This is a genomic window from Streptomyces sp. H27-C3 (genome assembly GCF_030063415.1).
Classification (GTDB): Bacteria; Actinomycetota; Actinomycetes; order Streptomycetales; family Streptomycetaceae; genus Streptomyces.
Map to the genome: position 1 here is coordinate 108417 of NZ_JASITA010000014.1, position 16513 is coordinate 124929.

The 16513-nt window shown below is 64.1% G+C and carries 11 protein-coding genes; all 11 read left to right on the top strand.

Annotated elements, in window-relative coordinates; genetic code table 11:
• The first annotated feature begins 136 nt into the window (after positions 1–136).
• The 11 genes from QMK30_RS16320 to QMK30_RS16370 all read left to right on the top strand — a co-directional run bounded on the left by QMK30_RS16320 (position 137) and on the right by QMK30_RS16370 (position 16235).
• Positions 137–3373: an NlpC/P60 family protein gene (locus QMK30_RS16320; protein ID WP_283518741.1), complete on the top strand. Its 3237-nt coding sequence runs from the start codon at positions 137–139 to the stop codon at positions 3371–3373.
• Positions 3373–4086 carry a hypothetical protein gene (locus tag QMK30_RS16325; protein WP_283518743.1) on the top strand — a complete coding sequence of 238 codons (714 nt, stop codon included), beginning with the start codon at positions 3373–3375 and terminating at the stop codon, positions 4084–4086. The genes QMK30_RS16320 and QMK30_RS16325 overlap by 1 nt, the downstream gene beginning before the upstream one ends.
• 10 nt (positions 4087–4096) lie before the next feature.
• A complete protein-coding gene (locus tag QMK30_RS16330; protein WP_283518745.1) occupies positions 4097–4375 on the top strand; it encodes a LysM peptidoglycan-binding domain-containing protein in 279 nt (92 codons plus the stop codon).
• Positions 4365–5546, top strand: coding sequence for a hypothetical protein (locus tag QMK30_RS16335; RefSeq protein ID WP_283518747.1), 1182 nt, complete (start codon positions 4365–4367; stop codon positions 5544–5546). The genes QMK30_RS16330 and QMK30_RS16335 overlap by 11 nt, the downstream gene beginning before the upstream one ends.
• Entirely contained in the window at positions 5546–7696 is a 2151-nt protein-coding gene (locus QMK30_RS16340; RefSeq protein WP_283518749.1) for a phage baseplate assembly protein V, read from the top strand. The genes QMK30_RS16335 and QMK30_RS16340 overlap by 1 nt, the downstream gene beginning before the upstream one ends.
• The gene (locus QMK30_RS16345; protein ID WP_283518750.1) at positions 7689–8093 is read left to right on the top strand and encodes a GPW/gp25 family protein; all 405 of its coding nucleotides are present in this window, start codon (positions 7689–7691) and stop codon (positions 8091–8093) included. Before QMK30_RS16340 ends, QMK30_RS16345 begins: the two co-directional genes overlap by 8 nt.
• Positions 8094–8155: 62 nt before the next feature.
• Complete coding sequence (locus tag QMK30_RS16350; protein WP_283518751.1) at positions 8156–9664, top strand: baseplate J/gp47 family protein; 1509 nt, start codon at positions 8156–8158, stop codon at positions 9662–9664.
• On the top strand, positions 9664–10491 hold the full coding sequence (locus QMK30_RS16355) for a hypothetical protein (RefSeq protein ID WP_283518752.1): 828 nt from the start codon (positions 9664–9666) through the stop codon (positions 10489–10491). The genes QMK30_RS16350 and QMK30_RS16355 overlap by 1 nt, the downstream gene beginning before the upstream one ends.
• Before the next feature lie 27 nt (positions 10492–10518).
• Positions 10519–13290, top strand: coding sequence for a hypothetical protein (locus QMK30_RS16360; RefSeq protein WP_283518753.1), 2772 nt, complete (start codon positions 10519–10521; stop codon positions 13288–13290).
• Between the two features lie 5 nt (positions 13291–13295).
• The gene (locus QMK30_RS16365) at positions 13296–15083 is read left to right on the top strand and encodes a hypothetical protein (RefSeq protein ID WP_283518754.1); all 1788 of its coding nucleotides are present in this window, start codon (positions 13296–13298) and stop codon (positions 15081–15083) included.
• 102 nt (positions 15084–15185) lie between these two features.
• Positions 15186–16235 carry a hypothetical protein gene (locus QMK30_RS16370; RefSeq protein ID WP_283518755.1) on the top strand — a complete coding sequence of 350 codons (1050 nt, stop codon included), beginning with the start codon at positions 15186–15188 and terminating at the stop codon, positions 16233–16235.
• Positions 16236–16513 lie beyond the last annotated feature (278 nt).

The window sequence follows — 16513 nt, forward strand, 5'->3', positions numbered from 1 at the left end:
CTGACGGACTTCGAGTCACTCGTCTACGCCTACGGCTGGCCCCCCAGCGAAAACAAACGTCTCACGGTGCGCGAGCGCCACTACTGGCGCGACCTGGCGCTCTGGAACAAGGAAAGAAAGGAGGTGACTGCTGCGAATGCCGTCCAATGACGAAAGGACCAAGGGCGAGCCCAATGTGGCCGGTCGCCTCCTCGGCACCCACTCGGTGGCCAAGTCAGTCGAGGATCTCGAAGCCCAGATCAAGCAACTCGCCAAGAACGTCGGCAAGATCAACCACGCATTCCAGGGCGTCGGCGCGTCCATGGGATCAGGCTTCGGCAGCAAGCCATCCAACTTCCCCACCGCCAACGCCCCCTATGCGGCTGGCCAGTCACAGGCAGGCGGCGCGGGCCCGAACGCGCCTGGGTCCGGCGAACAGCAGGCTGCTCAGATCATGCAGCAGCGCATGGGCGCCCGTCGTGCCTCACAGAACGAGAGGACCACCCAGGCCGCCGACGAGCGCCGCCGTCGAGAGGATGAGACACGGCGCCAGCGCGAACAGGCGCACCGCGACCGCACGGAAGCCAACCAGCGCCGAGCCGACGAAGCGCAGCGTCAGCAGCAGGCCATGCGCGACGCGCAGGAGCAGGCCCGGCGTGCCCGGGATGAGTCCAACGCCAGGGCTCGCGCAGCGCTCACGATGCGTGTGGGAGGAGCGGGTGGCATCCCGCCGCGCCCGACCTACCGACCCACAGCGGGTACTCCCAGTGGCGGGGGAGGCAGCACCAGCCTGCTCGGCGGTGGGTGGGCAGTTCCCGGAGGCTCTGGGGGTGGAGGTGGCGACAACCCCCGTCTCTCGTACGGCATGGGCCAAGCGGCAGGCAAGGCCGTGTCCTGGGGGGCCGGGAAGTTCACCGCCCGCACCGACCACATGCGCGACCAGGCCAACGAGATGGACCGCTACGCCGCGTTCGCGTACAGCAACTGGGGCGACACCGACAAGGGCTACTGGTCGCAGAAGAACAAGCTGCGCAACGACGCCATGCACTCCTCGACCGCCCTGTCTACCGAGGACCTCAACACCGGCCTCTTCGAGGTGGACAAGCGCCTCGGCATGGGCCGTGGCATGGCTGAGCGTCGTACCTTGCACAAGCAGGCTTCCGGCTACGCGCTTCTCGATCCCTCCATGGGTGTTGCCGACTCCGCTCGGATGATGACCAGCATGTACACGCCGCAGGCGTCCATGCAGTACCAGGTCATGGGGATGGGGTCCACCATCGGCGCTGGCGGCAGCCGGATGTCGCAGTCCCAGCTCAACTCGAACGTCCTGGACCAGGTCTTCCGCAAGGGCTACTCGTCCAAGAACGTACAGGCCGCATCCGAGCAGGGTGGATCACTGCGGGTCACGCTCGAAGGCCAGGCGCGGCAGATGGGCCAGGACCAGGAGTGGGTCGAGCAACGCCTGAGCCAGCTCCAGTCGCAGTCCCGCTGGCAGGAGAAGACCGGCGGGACGAACGCCCAGTACGACAAGCTCCTCCAGGATGCGGGCGGTACCGGCGACCTCGCCCAAGAGGCACGGAAGAAGCTCCAGGACGGCGGCCTGGACGTCGACAACCTCGTCAACCAGAGCAAGCGCAAGGAGGGCGAAGAGCGCCGCCACGACAGCCAGATGATGGACGCCTTCGCCCCGGCGCTCCAGAAGACGACCGACGTCGTCATCGATTTCAAGGAAGCCCTCAACTCCATACTGGAACTGCCCGGACTCAAGCACGTGGTCGGTGGAGCCCAGGGCATCAACGCCGGTACGGGTGGGCGGGCGATGAGCACCTTGAGCGGCGCAGGTACCGGCGCACTCATGGGCGCGGGTATCGGTTCCGTCGTTCCTGGTATCGGCACCGGGATCGGCGCGGTGGCCGGTGGTGTGATCGGCGGCGTCGCGGGCCTGATCGGGGGCGGCGCGGAGGGGGGAGGCGGGTCCATCGGGGGAGGAGCCTCCAAAGGCTCCGGCAACCCGAAGACACGGGCCAACCTCAATCAGGGCTCCGCGAACTCAGCCATCCGCGCTGCCATGACGCAGATCGGCGTGGACTACTCCTGGGGCGGAGGCGGCCCCAAGGGGCCCTCTCGTGGATTCGCTCAGGGCGCCAAGACGGTCGGATTCGACTGCTCGTCGCTCATGCAATACGCCTACTCGAAAGTCGGCGTCAAGATCGGCCGGACGACGCAGCAGCAACTCACTGAGGGTAAGGGAGTCAGCTTCAAGGACCGCCGCCCCGGAGACTTGATGTTCCCGAACAGCGGTCACGTCGTCATGTATCTCGGCAATGGGAAGATCGTCCATGCTCCGCGCACTGGACAGAAAATCAGGGTCGACCCCGAAGACCACTTCGGCAAGTACATAGCTGTCCGTCGCCTGGTCGCGGGTGGCGGCGACACATTCGCCACTGATGAGGACGGATCTACCTCGTCCGAAGCGGGTGCGGGAAACGACAACTCCGCGAAGACCGGCGCGGACACTATGGGCTCCGTCACCAATGCCTATGGCAGCGTCAACGAGGTCGATGCCATCGCGGCGGCGCTCGGTGCAGGGGGCCAGGGACCGGCAGGCTCGGGTGCCTCTGCGAAGAGCAGGGACAGTGGCGACGAGAGCCTGGTCGGCGCCGACGTCGACACAGGGAAGTACAACTGGGGTGCCATCAAAGGGCGTTATACCAAGGTTCCGGCACCGCCCGGCTGGGTCAAGGCCGCGATCCAGCGTGGCATGGCAGCCAAGAGCGTGTCCGGCGCGGAATGGGCCCGGGGCCTGGCCACGATCGCCTACCGGGAATCCGGATACCGCAAGGACGCGCGGAACGACTGGGATTCCAATGCGAAGAACGGCGATCCAAGCGTCGGCCTTTTCCAGGTAATCGGGAGCACTTTCAAGTCCTACCGGGCGAAGTCTCTGCCGAACAGCCAGAGTGATCCGGCCGCCTCCGCAGCAGCCGCAATCGGCTGGATCAAGGCCAAGTACGGCGGCATCGGGAAGGTGCAGCAAGCCAACCCCAACAAGCCGCCCAAGGGTTACGCAGTGGGGGCCTGGGACCTTCCCGGAAATGAGATCGCTCAGGTCCACAAGGGCGAGATGATCGTCCCCGCCCGGACCGCACAGACCATCCGCAACGCCCTGCTCCAGGAGTCCATCCCGGTCCGGTCGACAAGCAACGACGTTGTCCAGGGCCCCAAGCGCGGAGCGACTGGCAGTGGCGCCGTAAGCATCCAATTCGCGCAGGGCGCCATCAGCGTAATCGTGCAGGGAGCAGCCAATAAAAGCTCGGCGGCGCTGGCGGGACGGCAGATAGTCGACGCCATCGCAGCAGACAAGCGCATCAAGGAAATCGGGGCGGGTTCGTAATGTTCTCAAGCATCCACAAGGAACTCAACGCCGACCAGGACAGCAATGGACAGGTCGACCCCAGGCAGCTTCCTACCGGTGGCATCGGATGGTGGGGCGGGGACATTGGCTCCGGCAAGGACGACTTCCTTACATTCCCCCAGGGATGGATCGTCACCGATACCTCCCAGCTCCCGAAGAAAGACAGGAACCCGTACTACTTCAAGTTCCACTACAACCCCTCGACCGTGAACGTCACGCACGGCCTCGACATGGCAAACATGACCCCCGCTGAATGGCAGCGATCCGAGGCCGACACGGGAACCGCGATCCTCCCGATCAACTCCTCGTGCTCCTTCAGCCTGTTCTTCGACCGCACCTACGACATCCTCAGCAGGCGGAAGACTCCACAGTCCCGGTACGGCGTGATGTTCGATATCAACGCTCTGTACAACGTGGTCGGAGTCAACTCGAAGTCACGGACCAGCAGCGCTGCGGGAGAGAGCAGCGACAGCGAGAGCGAACCCTCTTCGGACGCTGGCCAGGTACCGGACACAGTCACCGGACCAATGCAGATGCGCCCGATCTACGCGCACTTCGGAGGCGGCGATGCTCTCTTCTACTACGGCTTCATCAGCAATATCAGCATCGACTACGTGCATTACACGCAGGCGTTGATACCTCAGCGAGCGGGGATGAGCCTCACACTAACGGGACTCCCGCAAACTAACTAGGGTAATCCACATGATCAGCAGTAACTCACGCTACGCGGCTAACCCCGTCGAGATCGTCACCGGCCCCGACGGGAATACTCGCCGTGTCATTGTTCCCATAGCGCCGGGGCCGATCCGGGCCAGAGTTATCAAGTATCGCTGGAACGAAGATGACCGAGTGGACTCGGTGGCGTCTGACTATTACCAGGACCCAACGCAATGGTGGCGCATAGCCGAGGTGAATCCCGAGGTGCTCGACTGGACATCAATATCCCCCGGCACCATCGTCAGGATTCCCAATGCCGATTAAGACGTTCGCCCCGCACGCTGAAATCGTTTACCCGAGAGTTACCTCTGCGCGCCAGTACATCACGCAGATGGACGGTCACTTCCGCGAGAGTGCTCATTCTGTCGTCGAAGTCACGGTCCAATTCTCGGTGCCCAGGTCTGCGAGCGTTCAGGGGTGGTTGCTGCAATCGGTGGGCCTCCTGACTGAAGGTACTCCGGTCCACGTCGTGTACGGGTCCGGCCCGCACCAGAATGTCGATTACTACGGCTACGTACACTCGTACCGTATATCGACGGCGGAAACCGATCCTAAATACACCATGAATGCGGAGGTCTCAGTCACCTACACCCTGACGGGAGCCTCCAGCGATATGCAGTCCCAGAGGAGCCGCGCCTGGCGCGCGGTATCTCCTTCCTACATCGCCCGTACCGTATGCCGGTCCTATCGGCTCGCACCCTTCATCCAGCGGGGCGCTACCCGGCTGGCGGAGAGGGCCCAGAACTCCCAGAGCGACTTCGCCTTCCTCCGTGACATGGCAGAAGAGCTTGGCCTCCGACTGGTCGTCGACAACACTTCCGTTTATCTGACCGAACCGCTGGTGTCTTTGCGTCGCGGCCGAGAGATTCCCAGCTTCCACCTCACCAAGATCAGCGGAATCCGGGACTCGGTCTACTCCTTCGACGTGCTGACCGGCGAACTGGAGCCTGGCGGCGGCAAGCGGACACGAGTCGAGTCGTTCGGCTACAACCGGCACACCAAGTTCCTCTCCCGCACGGTGGCGCGAACCTCCGCTCAGGCGCGGTACACGTCGTACACCACCGCCCTGCCCAGTTCCTCCCAGAAGGAGGCTGGAGGCCGGGCTGCTGGCAAGGCATCAACGTCGGCGCTCTGGGTCCAGGCCCAGTCGAGAGTGCGGGGCGATGGCCGCCTCAAGGTAGGGCACGAGGTGTGGTTCCAGGGTGTCGGCATGGGACCGAAGAACATCGGCACCTGGATGGTGCGCGAGGTCGCTCATCACCTGGAAATCCACCCGACCGATTCACGCCTGTCCACGTTCCGGAGCGACCTCGTCGTGGGCCGCAACCGTCCCGACGGCCTCGACGTAATCCGCCGGGACGACCTGACCGCCACCATCACGGCCTCCAGTCTGTCGACGGGCCGCTGGCACGCCCAGCACATCGGAGAGCGCTGATGCATCAGACGGGAACGTTCCAGGCGGTCGTGTCGAACACGACCGATCCACAAGAGCGCGGTCGCGTCCGCCTGCAAGTGCCTCAGCTATCCGGGACCGCGACACAGCCATGGGCACGCCCTGCGTTCGACGGAACACGGGTACCCGCCGTGGGGGAAGACGTCTGGGTCTTCTACGAAGGCGGCGACCCGGACCGGGCTGTCTACATGTCGAACCCGACGGCTGAAGACTTCAACGACTACGACCCCATCGAACCGCTCGTCAGTACGCAGAAGTCCTCAATCACTTACCGCGACGCGCAGACGGTGTACTACCTGTTCGGCGACGCGATATGGCCGTCGGTCTCCCTGGTCGTCCCTCCCTCTGGAAGCATCTTCGTTTCTACCTCCGGCACCGTCTTCCCGGGGAAGCAGCTCACCTCCGAAGCCTCCGTTGCCTGGGCAATCTACGACGACGACCTCAAGGCGTACGTGTACAACCTCGGACGCCTCGGTGAAGTGCGGCGACGGGGCACCAAGGTTGGCGCTACGGCGCCCGGTGTCAACGGAACGATGATGACCCGGCGGTACCTGGCCAAGGGACTCACCCCAGGTAACCGCATCCGGGTACGGCCCATGTACTGGTTCGCGAACAGCGAGGCATCTGAATACGCGAAGATCTCCGAGGGCACCCTGGTTGTCGAGCCGGTCCCGCTCTCCCCGTATCCGCCGATCTCAACCCAGCAGACGCGTCAGCCGAAGTACCTGAACAGCTCGTACGCCAACTTCCCCGAGGACGAGCTGGCCGAGATCCCGGCCGTGGTGCCGCCCTCGGGCAAGATGTTCGTCTCCATATCCGGCTTGCTGTCTCCCTCGTCCGCAACCGTCGGCGACGACATCTTCTACTCGTGGACAGCCTCCGGCAGCAGCGGCTGGACCGACAACGTCTCCCACCAGGTGAAGCAGCTCGTCACCACGAACTTCAACGCGGTCTGCGCAGGCACCCGGCGGACCCTGCTGACCGGGATGACCCCAGGCGACGTCGTGCGATTCCGGCCCGTCTACGGCACCGACAGCTCACTCAGCAGCACAACCTTCACGGCCACCTCCGGACAGCTCGTCGTCGAGCCGGTCATCGACGCGCCGGACCTGCCCGTGCAGCAGTCAACGCAGAAGACGCAGCCGATCCTTCTCGGCGGATCGAACTGGATCGACTTCACCGAGCCCCAGTGGCAGCCCGTCACAACGAAGGTGCCACCCACAGGAAGCCTCCTCGTCAGCATCAGTGCTTCCATGTGGTCCCAGGAATCAGATACGAGCGAACTGCGCATCGGTTGGAAGGTCACCGGGGATTACGGATGGAGCGGTGACGGCGTCGTCCAGGCCCTGATGACCAAGGGCAGGACATGGTCGGCCTGCGGGACGAAGCGGCATCTGCTGGAGGGCCTGACGCCGGGTTCTACGGTCACGATCACACCCCAGTACTGGTGCTCGGCGAACTCGACCAGCGGGAGCACCCAGACCAACATCGTCTCGGGCGGGCAGCTCGCCGTTGAGCCAGTACGGGCTGGAAATGCCGCTCGGCTGGCTCAGCAGCTCGCTTCGCAGGAGAACGAGACCGCCCACTTCCAGGTCGTCGCCAACGCCACGGTTCGGGACTCCTTCCGCCCGGCGGACGGCGACGCCTACGTCATGGCGGACTCGGAATCGATCCTCGCCAAGGTGAACGGGAAGTGGCTCACCGTCGCGGAGAAGCGCCCCTACATCCTGGTCCACAAGGACAGCTTCTTGGTGACGACGACTTCCGACTACTTTCCGTGGACCAGCGTCCTCTCACAAAACGAGAACGGCCTCTACTCCCCACAGGACCCTGACGCGCTGTACACCACCAGGGACGGAATCTACGAGCTCAACGTGAACTGTCGGTGGGGTAATGCCACGACAGCTAACCGCGCGTGGTTGCAGGTGGGCGGAAAAGAATTCCGTGTGTGGTCGCTGGAGGCGGCCAGCTCCAATGCTCAGGGCGTCTCCGGCACCGTCATTGCCGCACTCAAGTCAGGGTCGCAGATCAGGCTGGCTATGCGGGCGGGAGCGAATGGAACGGCTACTGATATCCGTATGTCCGTAGAATACAAGGGCCCCTGCACGAGCGGAAAGTATGACAATGTCTAAGCAACTGGCAATCCCCTTCGCTCTCGACGCAACTGGCAAGGTCGCCAGTGTTGAACACCCGGATCGGCAGCTCTCTCAGCGGGTGCGGGCAGTCGTTGCCGTCGCGCCCACAGAACGGGTCATGCAGCCCGAGTTCGGTACAGACTTGCGGGCCTTCCTGTTCGCTGCGAATGACGCGATCACCAGGGACGCAATACGCCGCACCGTGCAGACATCCGCCAGCAGATGGGAGCCGAAGGCGGTGGTGAAGTCGATCGAGCCGATCGTAAAAGACGAGGAGCAGGGAATCGCTGACGTCTTCGTCGACATCGGTTACTCGAACACAGATCCCGAAGCGACCGGCGACCGCTTTGAGGACATCGTGGTCCGCCCGGGAGGCGGCGTCGACACTTACTAATAGCTTTCCGGGTCGGGGGCACAGAATTGGGAGAAACACGACCCCAGAGATCAGGAGCACGCATGGCGGAGAGTGAGCCCGTAAAGCCGTCCGTCGACTACACGTCGAAGGATTTCCAGGGCTTCCGTCAGGCCATGCTCGACCACGCAACCCAGATCTTCCCGGAATGGACGGGTCGCAACACAGCGGATTTCGGGGTCACGCTCGTCGAGCTTATGGCGTACCTGGGGGACATCCTTTCCTACTACCAGGACGCTGCCTCGCGTGAAGCCTTCCTCTCGACAGCCACCCGCCGGGAGTCGATCCTCGAACTCGCGCGGATGCTCGGGTATGAACCGGACGTAGCAGCCCCTGCGGCGGGGACGGTTGTGCTGGCCACGGAGGAGTCCCAGGCCACCGCAGTCCTCATCCCGACAGGCACCAAGCTGACGACGGACTTCGTCGAGGCGCTGGACCGGCCGCTTGTCTTCGAGACCACACAGGACTTCACGCTCGCCCCATCCGGCGGGTCGGCCAGCATCCCCGTGCTCGAAGGCGAGACGGCAGGGACGGCACCGCTGCGCATCCTGCGGAACACCGCACAGGAGCAGGAGATCCTGACCGAAAGCCTGGGTACGTCAACTGGGTCCGTGGAGCAGACGTTCATCCTCTCCGAGGCCCCGGCCATTCTCGACAGCATCCGCCTGTTCATTGAGGAGGGCAGCGACGCCGTGGAATGGCGGCAGGTCAGCTCTCTCCTGGAGTGGGGGCCGCTCGACAAGGTCTTCCAGGTCCTCTCTTCACTGGACGGCACGACCGCAGTCATCGTCGGCGACGGCCTCACCGGATCGGTGCCCGCAGTGGGACAGCCCATGTATGCCGCCTATCGCACGGGCGGCGGGGCCATCGGCAACGTCCAGGCGAACACCCTGGTCGACATCATGGACGGCCTCGCAGGCGTGTACATCGCCTCCTCCAGCTCGATGACCGGGGGACGCGATGCAGAGTCACTGGAATCGATCCGCTCGAACGCGCCTAAAGCTCACCGCACTCAGGACCGCGCTGTCTCGCTGCGGGACTACGCAGACGTGGCGCTCTCTGTTCCCGGCGTCGCCAAGGCCAAAGCGCTTTCGAACCAGACGACGTCCGTGAACATCCGCATCGTCGGAGCCGCCAACGCCATCCCTAGCCTGGACCTGATCGACAAGGTCGAGCGCTACATCCAGGATCGCGCGGTCGCCGGAGTCAACGTCTCCGTGTCACCGGGCGACCTGGTCAAGGTCAACATGGGGAAGTCGGACGACCCCATCATCCTGGGGCTCTACCCCAACCACCGCCGCGAGGACGCGCTGCGTGCGGGAAAGCAAGTCCTCCAGGAGCTGCTGTCGGACGCCAACAGCTCCTTCGGCATGAACATCCCCATCTCGCGGGTGTACCGAATCCTCGACCAGATCCCCGGAGTTGAGTACGCCCGGGTCCCCTTGTTCGCCCGCGCTGATGGAGTGCAGTCCGGTCCCCAGGACGTCATTTGCCGCGACTGGGAGATACCCGTCCCGGGCGATCTCTTCATCGTCACCGACGGAGGTCTCTAATGCCCAGTCAGTACCCCAAGGCCGTCCGGCGCTGGCCGCAGCACGCCAATCAGCGTGACTACGTGATGGCTGAGGATGTCAACGAAATCCAGGACGAGGTCGCCGGAATCAGCACCACCCTCGGAGTCATGCCCCAGGAGTACGTGAACGCTGACGGAAAGAGCACAAAGTACACGACAGTCGACTCGCGCCTGGACAACATCCAGCGAGAGCAGGAGCGCCTGAAGTACTACCAGGACGGACTGCTCGACGCAGCCAGGACAGGTTGGAATCTGCCGGTTGCCAACATTCGGTCTTCCGGCACGCTCATTCCTCAGACCATCAATCAGAACCATCCCAACGATCCTCGATCTGACTGGTACCCATGCAAGATGGACCGTCCGGTCATCGACCCGCTGGGAATGGCCAAGAAGCCCACCTACACCTTCACCTGCCCGCAGACCGGCTGGTGGATCATCAGTGCCCGCATCACGATGCATATCGCGGACATCATTCCCGGCAAGACGAAGTCCACGGACCACTCGATGTTCAGCCGGATCAACATTCTCGGAGTAAGCACGGATGTCGCCACGGACGGCTCGACGGCCCCTCTCAACACGGCCGGATACCTCCGCACGAATCCCGTCTACGCAGGCCCCTGGTACCAGGGTGAGAAGCTCCAGTTCGAAGTGCGGCAGATGGGAAATCGGCTCATCGCGAATGCGCCGGTCAACGACCCCATCGGGGCGTGGACGGCCTTCTCATGGGTCGGCTTCACGTATATCAGGGCGCTGCCCGCGCAGATGACGACCCGCCCGCCGTGGGACGTCGACCCGCTCGACATCTGATCCCAGCCGAACGGAGGACAGCTTTCCATGGCCCAGTACGGTCTCGACTTCTACGCCCAGTCCAAGTACGGCGTGGACGTCCGCATCGAGTACAGCGTCGAGCCTTTCTCGGCCGTGCCTGCTGGCGCAGGGATGATCCTGCTGAAGTGGTCGGCCTCCAAGGAAGCTAGCTGGACCACGCTTCGTGTCGTCCGGAACTCGCGTGGAGTTCCCGGCGATGCAGACGATGGTGACGTACTGCTGGAATCTGCACATGAGGGCCTGGTGGCCAGCCATCTCGACACGGATCTCGTCCACGGCAGGTATTACTACTACGCCGTGTTCGTCGCCGCCCCTTACCCCGCTTGGTCATCTGCGGCGATGTATCAGCCAGGGGACTGCGTTACCTACTCCGGCGTGAACTACATCTGCCAGACCGGCCACAGCGGGACCGTTCCCGGGGGTGCCTCGAACGCCTGGAGCGTCACCACAACCACGAGCGACTGGGTGCGGGCGGGGAACACAGCCAGCCTGTCCGTCGGTGACCACAAGTACGCAGAGCGCATGTACGGGCTGATCCCTCCTGCCTACCGGACGGCCATGGAGGAGATCACCGGTCTCGAAGAGGGCATCACGAACGAGGCGCTCTACAAGTACCTCAAGATCCCCGGCTTCGAGTTCGACGTCCTGAAGACGGAACTGGACAACGCCACGCGGATTCGCGACCAGGACTACACCACCATCACGCACACCGAGAGGGCCGCCGACACTCTGGGACTTGAGCGCCCGCTCTCCAATCGCCCGGTGCTCCGGCGGAACCGCGTGAACAACTCCACGCTGACCAACCGCAGGAAGGGCTCCAACGACGGGCTCAAGCAGATCATCCGCGATATGACCGGATGGGACGCGGAGATCGACCGAACCTCCAATCTCCTGGTGGACCAGGACCAGTCCGGCATCTGGCATCCCGTTCATCAGGAATGGAAGGCCGGAGTCAGGTACGCGGCGGGAGAGTACGTCAGTTACGGCGGTCTCATCTACCGGGCAAAGACGTCGGTGCGGCAGATCGCTGCACAGAGTCTCCTGCCACCGCTTGCCATCCAGAGCCAGGGCAAGGTCACCGCTCAGACCGACAAGATCGGCGCGCGAGCCTTCGCGGGCAGCTTCAAGGACGGCGATTCGTTCACCCTGAAGTTCACGCTCGACACGGCCGCCACCTATGACGTCGCAGCGGTCTACTCCAGGTCCTACGACTACGGGATCTGGACCACCACACTCGACAGTCTCGGAGCCATCCACACCTTCGACGGATACTTCCGCACCGTGGCAGCAGCGACCGTGAACCTCGGCCGGGTCCAGCTCGCTGCGGGAGACCACACGCTCAAGTTCACAGCCAAGGGCAAGAACGCCGCCTCCACCGGCTGGCAGATGGCCGTCAACAGCTTCACCTTCACTCCCACCGACACAAGGCTTTCGCCCGTCCCGCCGAACGGCCAGCCGGACTCCACCCTGTTCTGGGAGCCGGTCACGCTCACCCCCAGGGACTGGTCCCTCCAGAGCAACACGGTCACGCTCGACCCGTCGACCTGGTGGCTGCGCAAGGACGGCTCGGCAGCACGCATGGCACCAGGAATGCTCGGCATCCAGAGCGGCATGACCCCTGTGAACGGGTCGCAGTACGCCGGAACCTCGCTCACTTTCACTACCCCCGGAGCCAGCGAGTCGTACACGCTGGCCTCCATCTCGCCCGCTCAGACGCGCGTGTGGGACGCCGCCGTCACCTATCGCATCGGCAATCTGGTCACATACGGCGGACGGACCTGGGAAGCCATTGCCACCGTCGGCAACGGTCAGATACCCGGCAACGCGAAGGACTTCTGGCGGCCCTCCCTCGTGACGGCCAACCAGGTCACACCGGACGCCAGCCTGGTGACCAGCTACGGCGTCCCCATTCCCCGGGTGTACGACTGGACACCGGAGCGCGACTACGCACCCCGCAATGTCGTGGTCTATGGCCGCTACCGCTTCGAGGCAGTCGTACCGAGCCGTGGGATCAGGCCGCCGGGCGGCCCGCAGGACAACTCGGCATGGTCCTTCGCTGGCGGCGACGTGGAGATGGTCACGGCCAGCGCCTACGCACGTCTGGCCACAGGCGCCAAGATCACCAACCTGGCCTGCGAAATCGCCTGGTACGACGACAACTCCAAGCTCATGGCCAACATCGACTCCTCCAGCCGGTCCTCCGGCGGGGTCCTGTACGACCGCTTCGACATGGACCGCGACGACGTCAAAACCACATTGATCGGCGCCTCCGACTCCGAAACGTGGAGCACTTACGGCGGCCGGTGGGTGGTGACGGGCGGAGCGATCCGTGCCGAAGGAACCGTAGGCGCCGGAGGAACGTACGCCACCGTCCTCATCTCCCGTCCCGCATCGATCAGCTCCGACACCACCGGAGTGAAGCCCTTCACAATCTCAGGGACCTTCCTTTCCAAGCCAGTTGACCCACTGGCCATGCAGGGAATCCTCTTCCACTGCACCGACCCCGTGGCGCTCGGCTCCTTCACCCTGGCCGCACGTGACGGCCTCTACCGCGTCATCCTGTCCAACGGCAAGTACCAGGCCACCAGGCTCGGCGCGGCATACCCCGAGTTCAAGGACGGCGAACGCATCACCGTCTCCTACAGCGGCACGAAGACGATCTCGATCAAGAAGTCCACAGGCAACGGCTACGGAGTAACGGAGGTCCTGCGTTACTCCCAGCCCACCGCCACGGACATGGTCGGCACGTACTTGGGCTTCGCAGAGATCAAGAGGTAACCGACGTGAACTACATGATCATCAACGACGGCGCCTACCTCGATGCCTTCGACACCCCACTGCGGCTGAACGTCCGCGTCCCCGCCCTGCACGGCGGCGTACGAGCGCCCCTGGCCGGGACAGCTCGCCTCTTCGCCGCATCCGCCTTCGGCAGCTTCACCGACTTCGGATTCACCCCGTACAACACACTCAACGACACCGACCGGTCACCCCTGATGGACCCCGTCACACTCCTGGTCGCCGCCACAGGGACACAGGACGCGAACAACGGGTGGAGCAAGGCATATGTGACCTCGACAGTGCCCCAGGGCCGGAACACCGGCGCCCTCGGTAGTACCTACCGTGGTGCGCGCTACGCCGAAGTCCGGGTACGAATGCCCGCGCTGGCCCTGGGAGCCGCGCCACAGATCAACTCGGTGATGGTGGAGCGCCAGCAGTCGCTCAACCTGCTGAGCCACGACGCCGCCTACCAGCTCCGCTCGTGCTGCTACACCGGCAGCAAGTGCGAAGTCGCACTTTCGGGGGACCGGTTCGTCGTCGGCTCTCGGTCCCTGAAGTGCTCGGTCACCGACGCATCCACGACCGGCTGGATTGGACCCGCTCCGACCTTCGCGGCGCTGGCGCCCATCAAGCCCAGCTCACCCACGCTCGTCTTCTCGGCGTCGCTGGCCACCGCAGCCGCCGAGCAGTTCGTGCTGAAAGCGTCCTTCTACGATGCCGCCAGAACGCTGATCTCCAGCCAGGACAGCACGCTCCTCGTCACCCGGGGAAACTACGAGTGGGCGGCGAAGGGCTTCACCTTCCGCCCACCGACCAACGCCGTCTTCGCCAGCGTCGTCCCCTCCCTCCAGCCGTCCGCCACCCTGACGGTGGGATCGGACTTCTTCGTCGATGCCCTGGGAGTCCGCTATCAGTCGCTCCGGTCCGTCACACCCGCGATGCCGGGATACCGCGCCGCCCGGCACATGTACATCGACCTCAAGGCCAACCGGGTCAACCTCGCCCGGAATCCGTCCGTGACGGACAACAACCCGGTGTGCTGGCTGTCGCACGTTCCCGGCATCCCAAGCACTCCCGCGCTCGTACGCAACTACACCGGCCGCACACGCCCCGGCGCTGCGGAGTACACATCAACGCTGACCGGCGCGACGACCGTGTACGCCGAGGGAACGCGGATCGGGCTGGGCTCCAACGTCAGCTCGCAGGCTTCCGGAACGCCTCTTGAGATCATCAATCTGGGGCGCCGCCACATCCTGTCGGCCTATATATCCGAGCAGGCCGCCAACACCATTCCGGTGCGGGCGTTCGTCGAGATCACCGAGGACATCCCTGGCAAGGGACTGGTGCGGACGGTGTACCGAGGCGAGTCGACGGCCGAAGTGCGCGAGCAGCATCCTGAACGCATCGAGGGAAGTTGGGCACGGATCTCCGTGGCATTCACGCCTCCGGTCGGTACGAACCGATGGGTTTCGGCATGGGTCGGCCCTGACCCGGAGTACTACCAAGGCAACGTCACCTCCAGCTTCTTCCTCGACGACATCCTGCTGGAGGAAGGCAGCACGCTGCTGCCCTACTTCGACGGCGGTGGACACCACCCGGACTACCTCTGGGAGGACTGGGACGCCACCGAGCACTCACGCTCACACCTCTACAGGGAACGCCGCACCCTTCAGCGGAGACTGAAGCAAGTCATCGGCGACCACATTGAACACGGCACCCCCTACGACCTGCGGTACGCGAGTGCACCCAAGCCCGCGCAGACGGACCCGTTGCCGATCCAAGCCGCCAGCTAACTGCCGCTGTCGACCTACAGCAACAGTCAAGTCGTGAGGACTTGTTGGCTAACAGGTCATAACTTAGGGTGGGTGTGCCCATCCCAGCTATCCAGGAGCACCATGGCCAAGCGCACCGTGGCAGTCGCCGGAAACGGCACCGTCAGCAAGAACGCCGTACACGACCTCCTAGCTGACTGGCTCGGCTACGAGGAGGTGGGGGAGGACTACAACCCGACGGAGCGCGCGGACGAAGTCCATTTCCTCTTTCTCGCCCACCCGGACCTCATCTCGAAAACCCTTCAGTACGTCTACAACTGGACGGGCCGGGCGAATATCGAATACACCGCCCTCTACTCGAAGCGGCACAGTGCTCAGAAGGCCGTAGAACTCATCGTCGAAAACTCTGAGGAGGCGCTCGCGTCTGGAGGCGCCGCAGAGATCTACGCAGACGCCATCGAGTACCTGCGCGGGCGGGAGGGGGAAAAGACCCTCATCATTCTTTCGGACACCGACGGGGATGACGGAAAGGATGCGGGATGCGACGAATTCATCATCGACGCGTCCAAGGCGGGAATCGAGGTCCTGGACCTCGGCTGTGCGCTCGTCACCTACCCCGTGCAGAAGGCCATCGAGCGTGCGCTCGGCGGCCAGGAGGACGAGGAGCCGGAGGGCGTGGCGGCCGGGCCTGCACCGGCCTCGGAAGACCTGCAAGACGACATAGCCGAGGCGCACCGAGCGCAGGAGGCGCAGCCCCCGGCACCGGCCGCAGACCAGGTGCCCCCGCCGGACCTGGCGTCCCTCGTCCTCAAGCTGGCGGCGGCCGTCGAAAGCGTCATTGCCACTGTCGAATCCTGCCTCGTCGCCGACTTCTACGACGAGAAGCAGGCGCTCGACAGTATCCGCACCATCCTGACGCCCGTACGGGAGGTCGTCCCGGAGCCGGTCGTCGAAGGTCCGTACCCGGTCGAGGATGAGGGCGAGGCGGAGCCTGAGAGCAAGGCCGCTGGCCCGAAGGACGCGGGCTCCAAAGAGGTACGCAAGGGCTGGTTCAACACGGAGCTGAACGAGTACCTGCCGTTCCGAGGCCGACCCCGCAGGGACGTGGACAAGCACGACATCGTCCAGGACGACGACGGAAAGTGGATCAAGTATCAGCCAGAAGCGGCATAGCTGATCCGTACATGGAAGAACCCCCAGGCCGGGGAGAGGCGGCCTGGGGGTTCTTTGTGTGAAACGCAACTGAGAACACTATAGGGGAGGAATTCCGAGAAGCGCAATAGCAGACTCGGCAGCGAATGCGTAGCAACTAATCCAACAATGTTGATGTGGGGCGCGTCACATACGAGCTGCGGAATGAAAGCCGGGGCTCCGGGGTTTCTCTGGCCGTTACCCACAGCGCGGGTCACTGTTCCGGCAGGTCAACTGCTCAGTCGGCTGCGAAGCTGCCG

Coding starts and splice junctions, on each gene's coding strand:
- QMK30_RS16350 (WP_283518751.1), top strand. CDS start 8,156: ATGGCGGAGAGTGAGCCCGTAAAGCCGTCCGTCGACTACACGTCGAAG.
- QMK30_RS16345 (WP_283518750.1), top strand. CDS start 7,689: ATGTCTAAGCAACTGGCAATCCCCTTCGCTCTCGACGCAACTGGCAAG.
- QMK30_RS16320 (WP_283518741.1), top strand. CDS start 137: ATGCCGTCCAATGACGAAAGGACCAAGGGCGAGCCCAATGTGGCCGGT.
- QMK30_RS16340 (WP_283518749.1), top strand. CDS start 5,546: ATGCATCAGACGGGAACGTTCCAGGCGGTCGTGTCGAACACGACCGAT.
- QMK30_RS16355 (WP_283518752.1), top strand. CDS start 9,664: ATGCCCAGTCAGTACCCCAAGGCCGTCCGGCGCTGGCCGCAGCACGCC.
- QMK30_RS16330 (WP_283518745.1), top strand. CDS start 4,097: ATGATCAGCAGTAACTCACGCTACGCGGCTAACCCCGTCGAGATCGTC.
- QMK30_RS16360 (WP_283518753.1), top strand. CDS start 10,519: ATGGCCCAGTACGGTCTCGACTTCTACGCCCAGTCCAAGTACGGCGTG.
- QMK30_RS16325 (WP_283518743.1), top strand. CDS start 3,373: ATGTTCTCAAGCATCCACAAGGAACTCAACGCCGACCAGGACAGCAAT.
- QMK30_RS16370 (WP_283518755.1), top strand. CDS start 15,186: ATGGCCAAGCGCACCGTGGCAGTCGCCGGAAACGGCACCGTCAGCAAG.
- QMK30_RS16335 (WP_283518747.1), top strand. CDS start 4,365: ATGCCGATTAAGACGTTCGCCCCGCACGCTGAAATCGTTTACCCGAGA.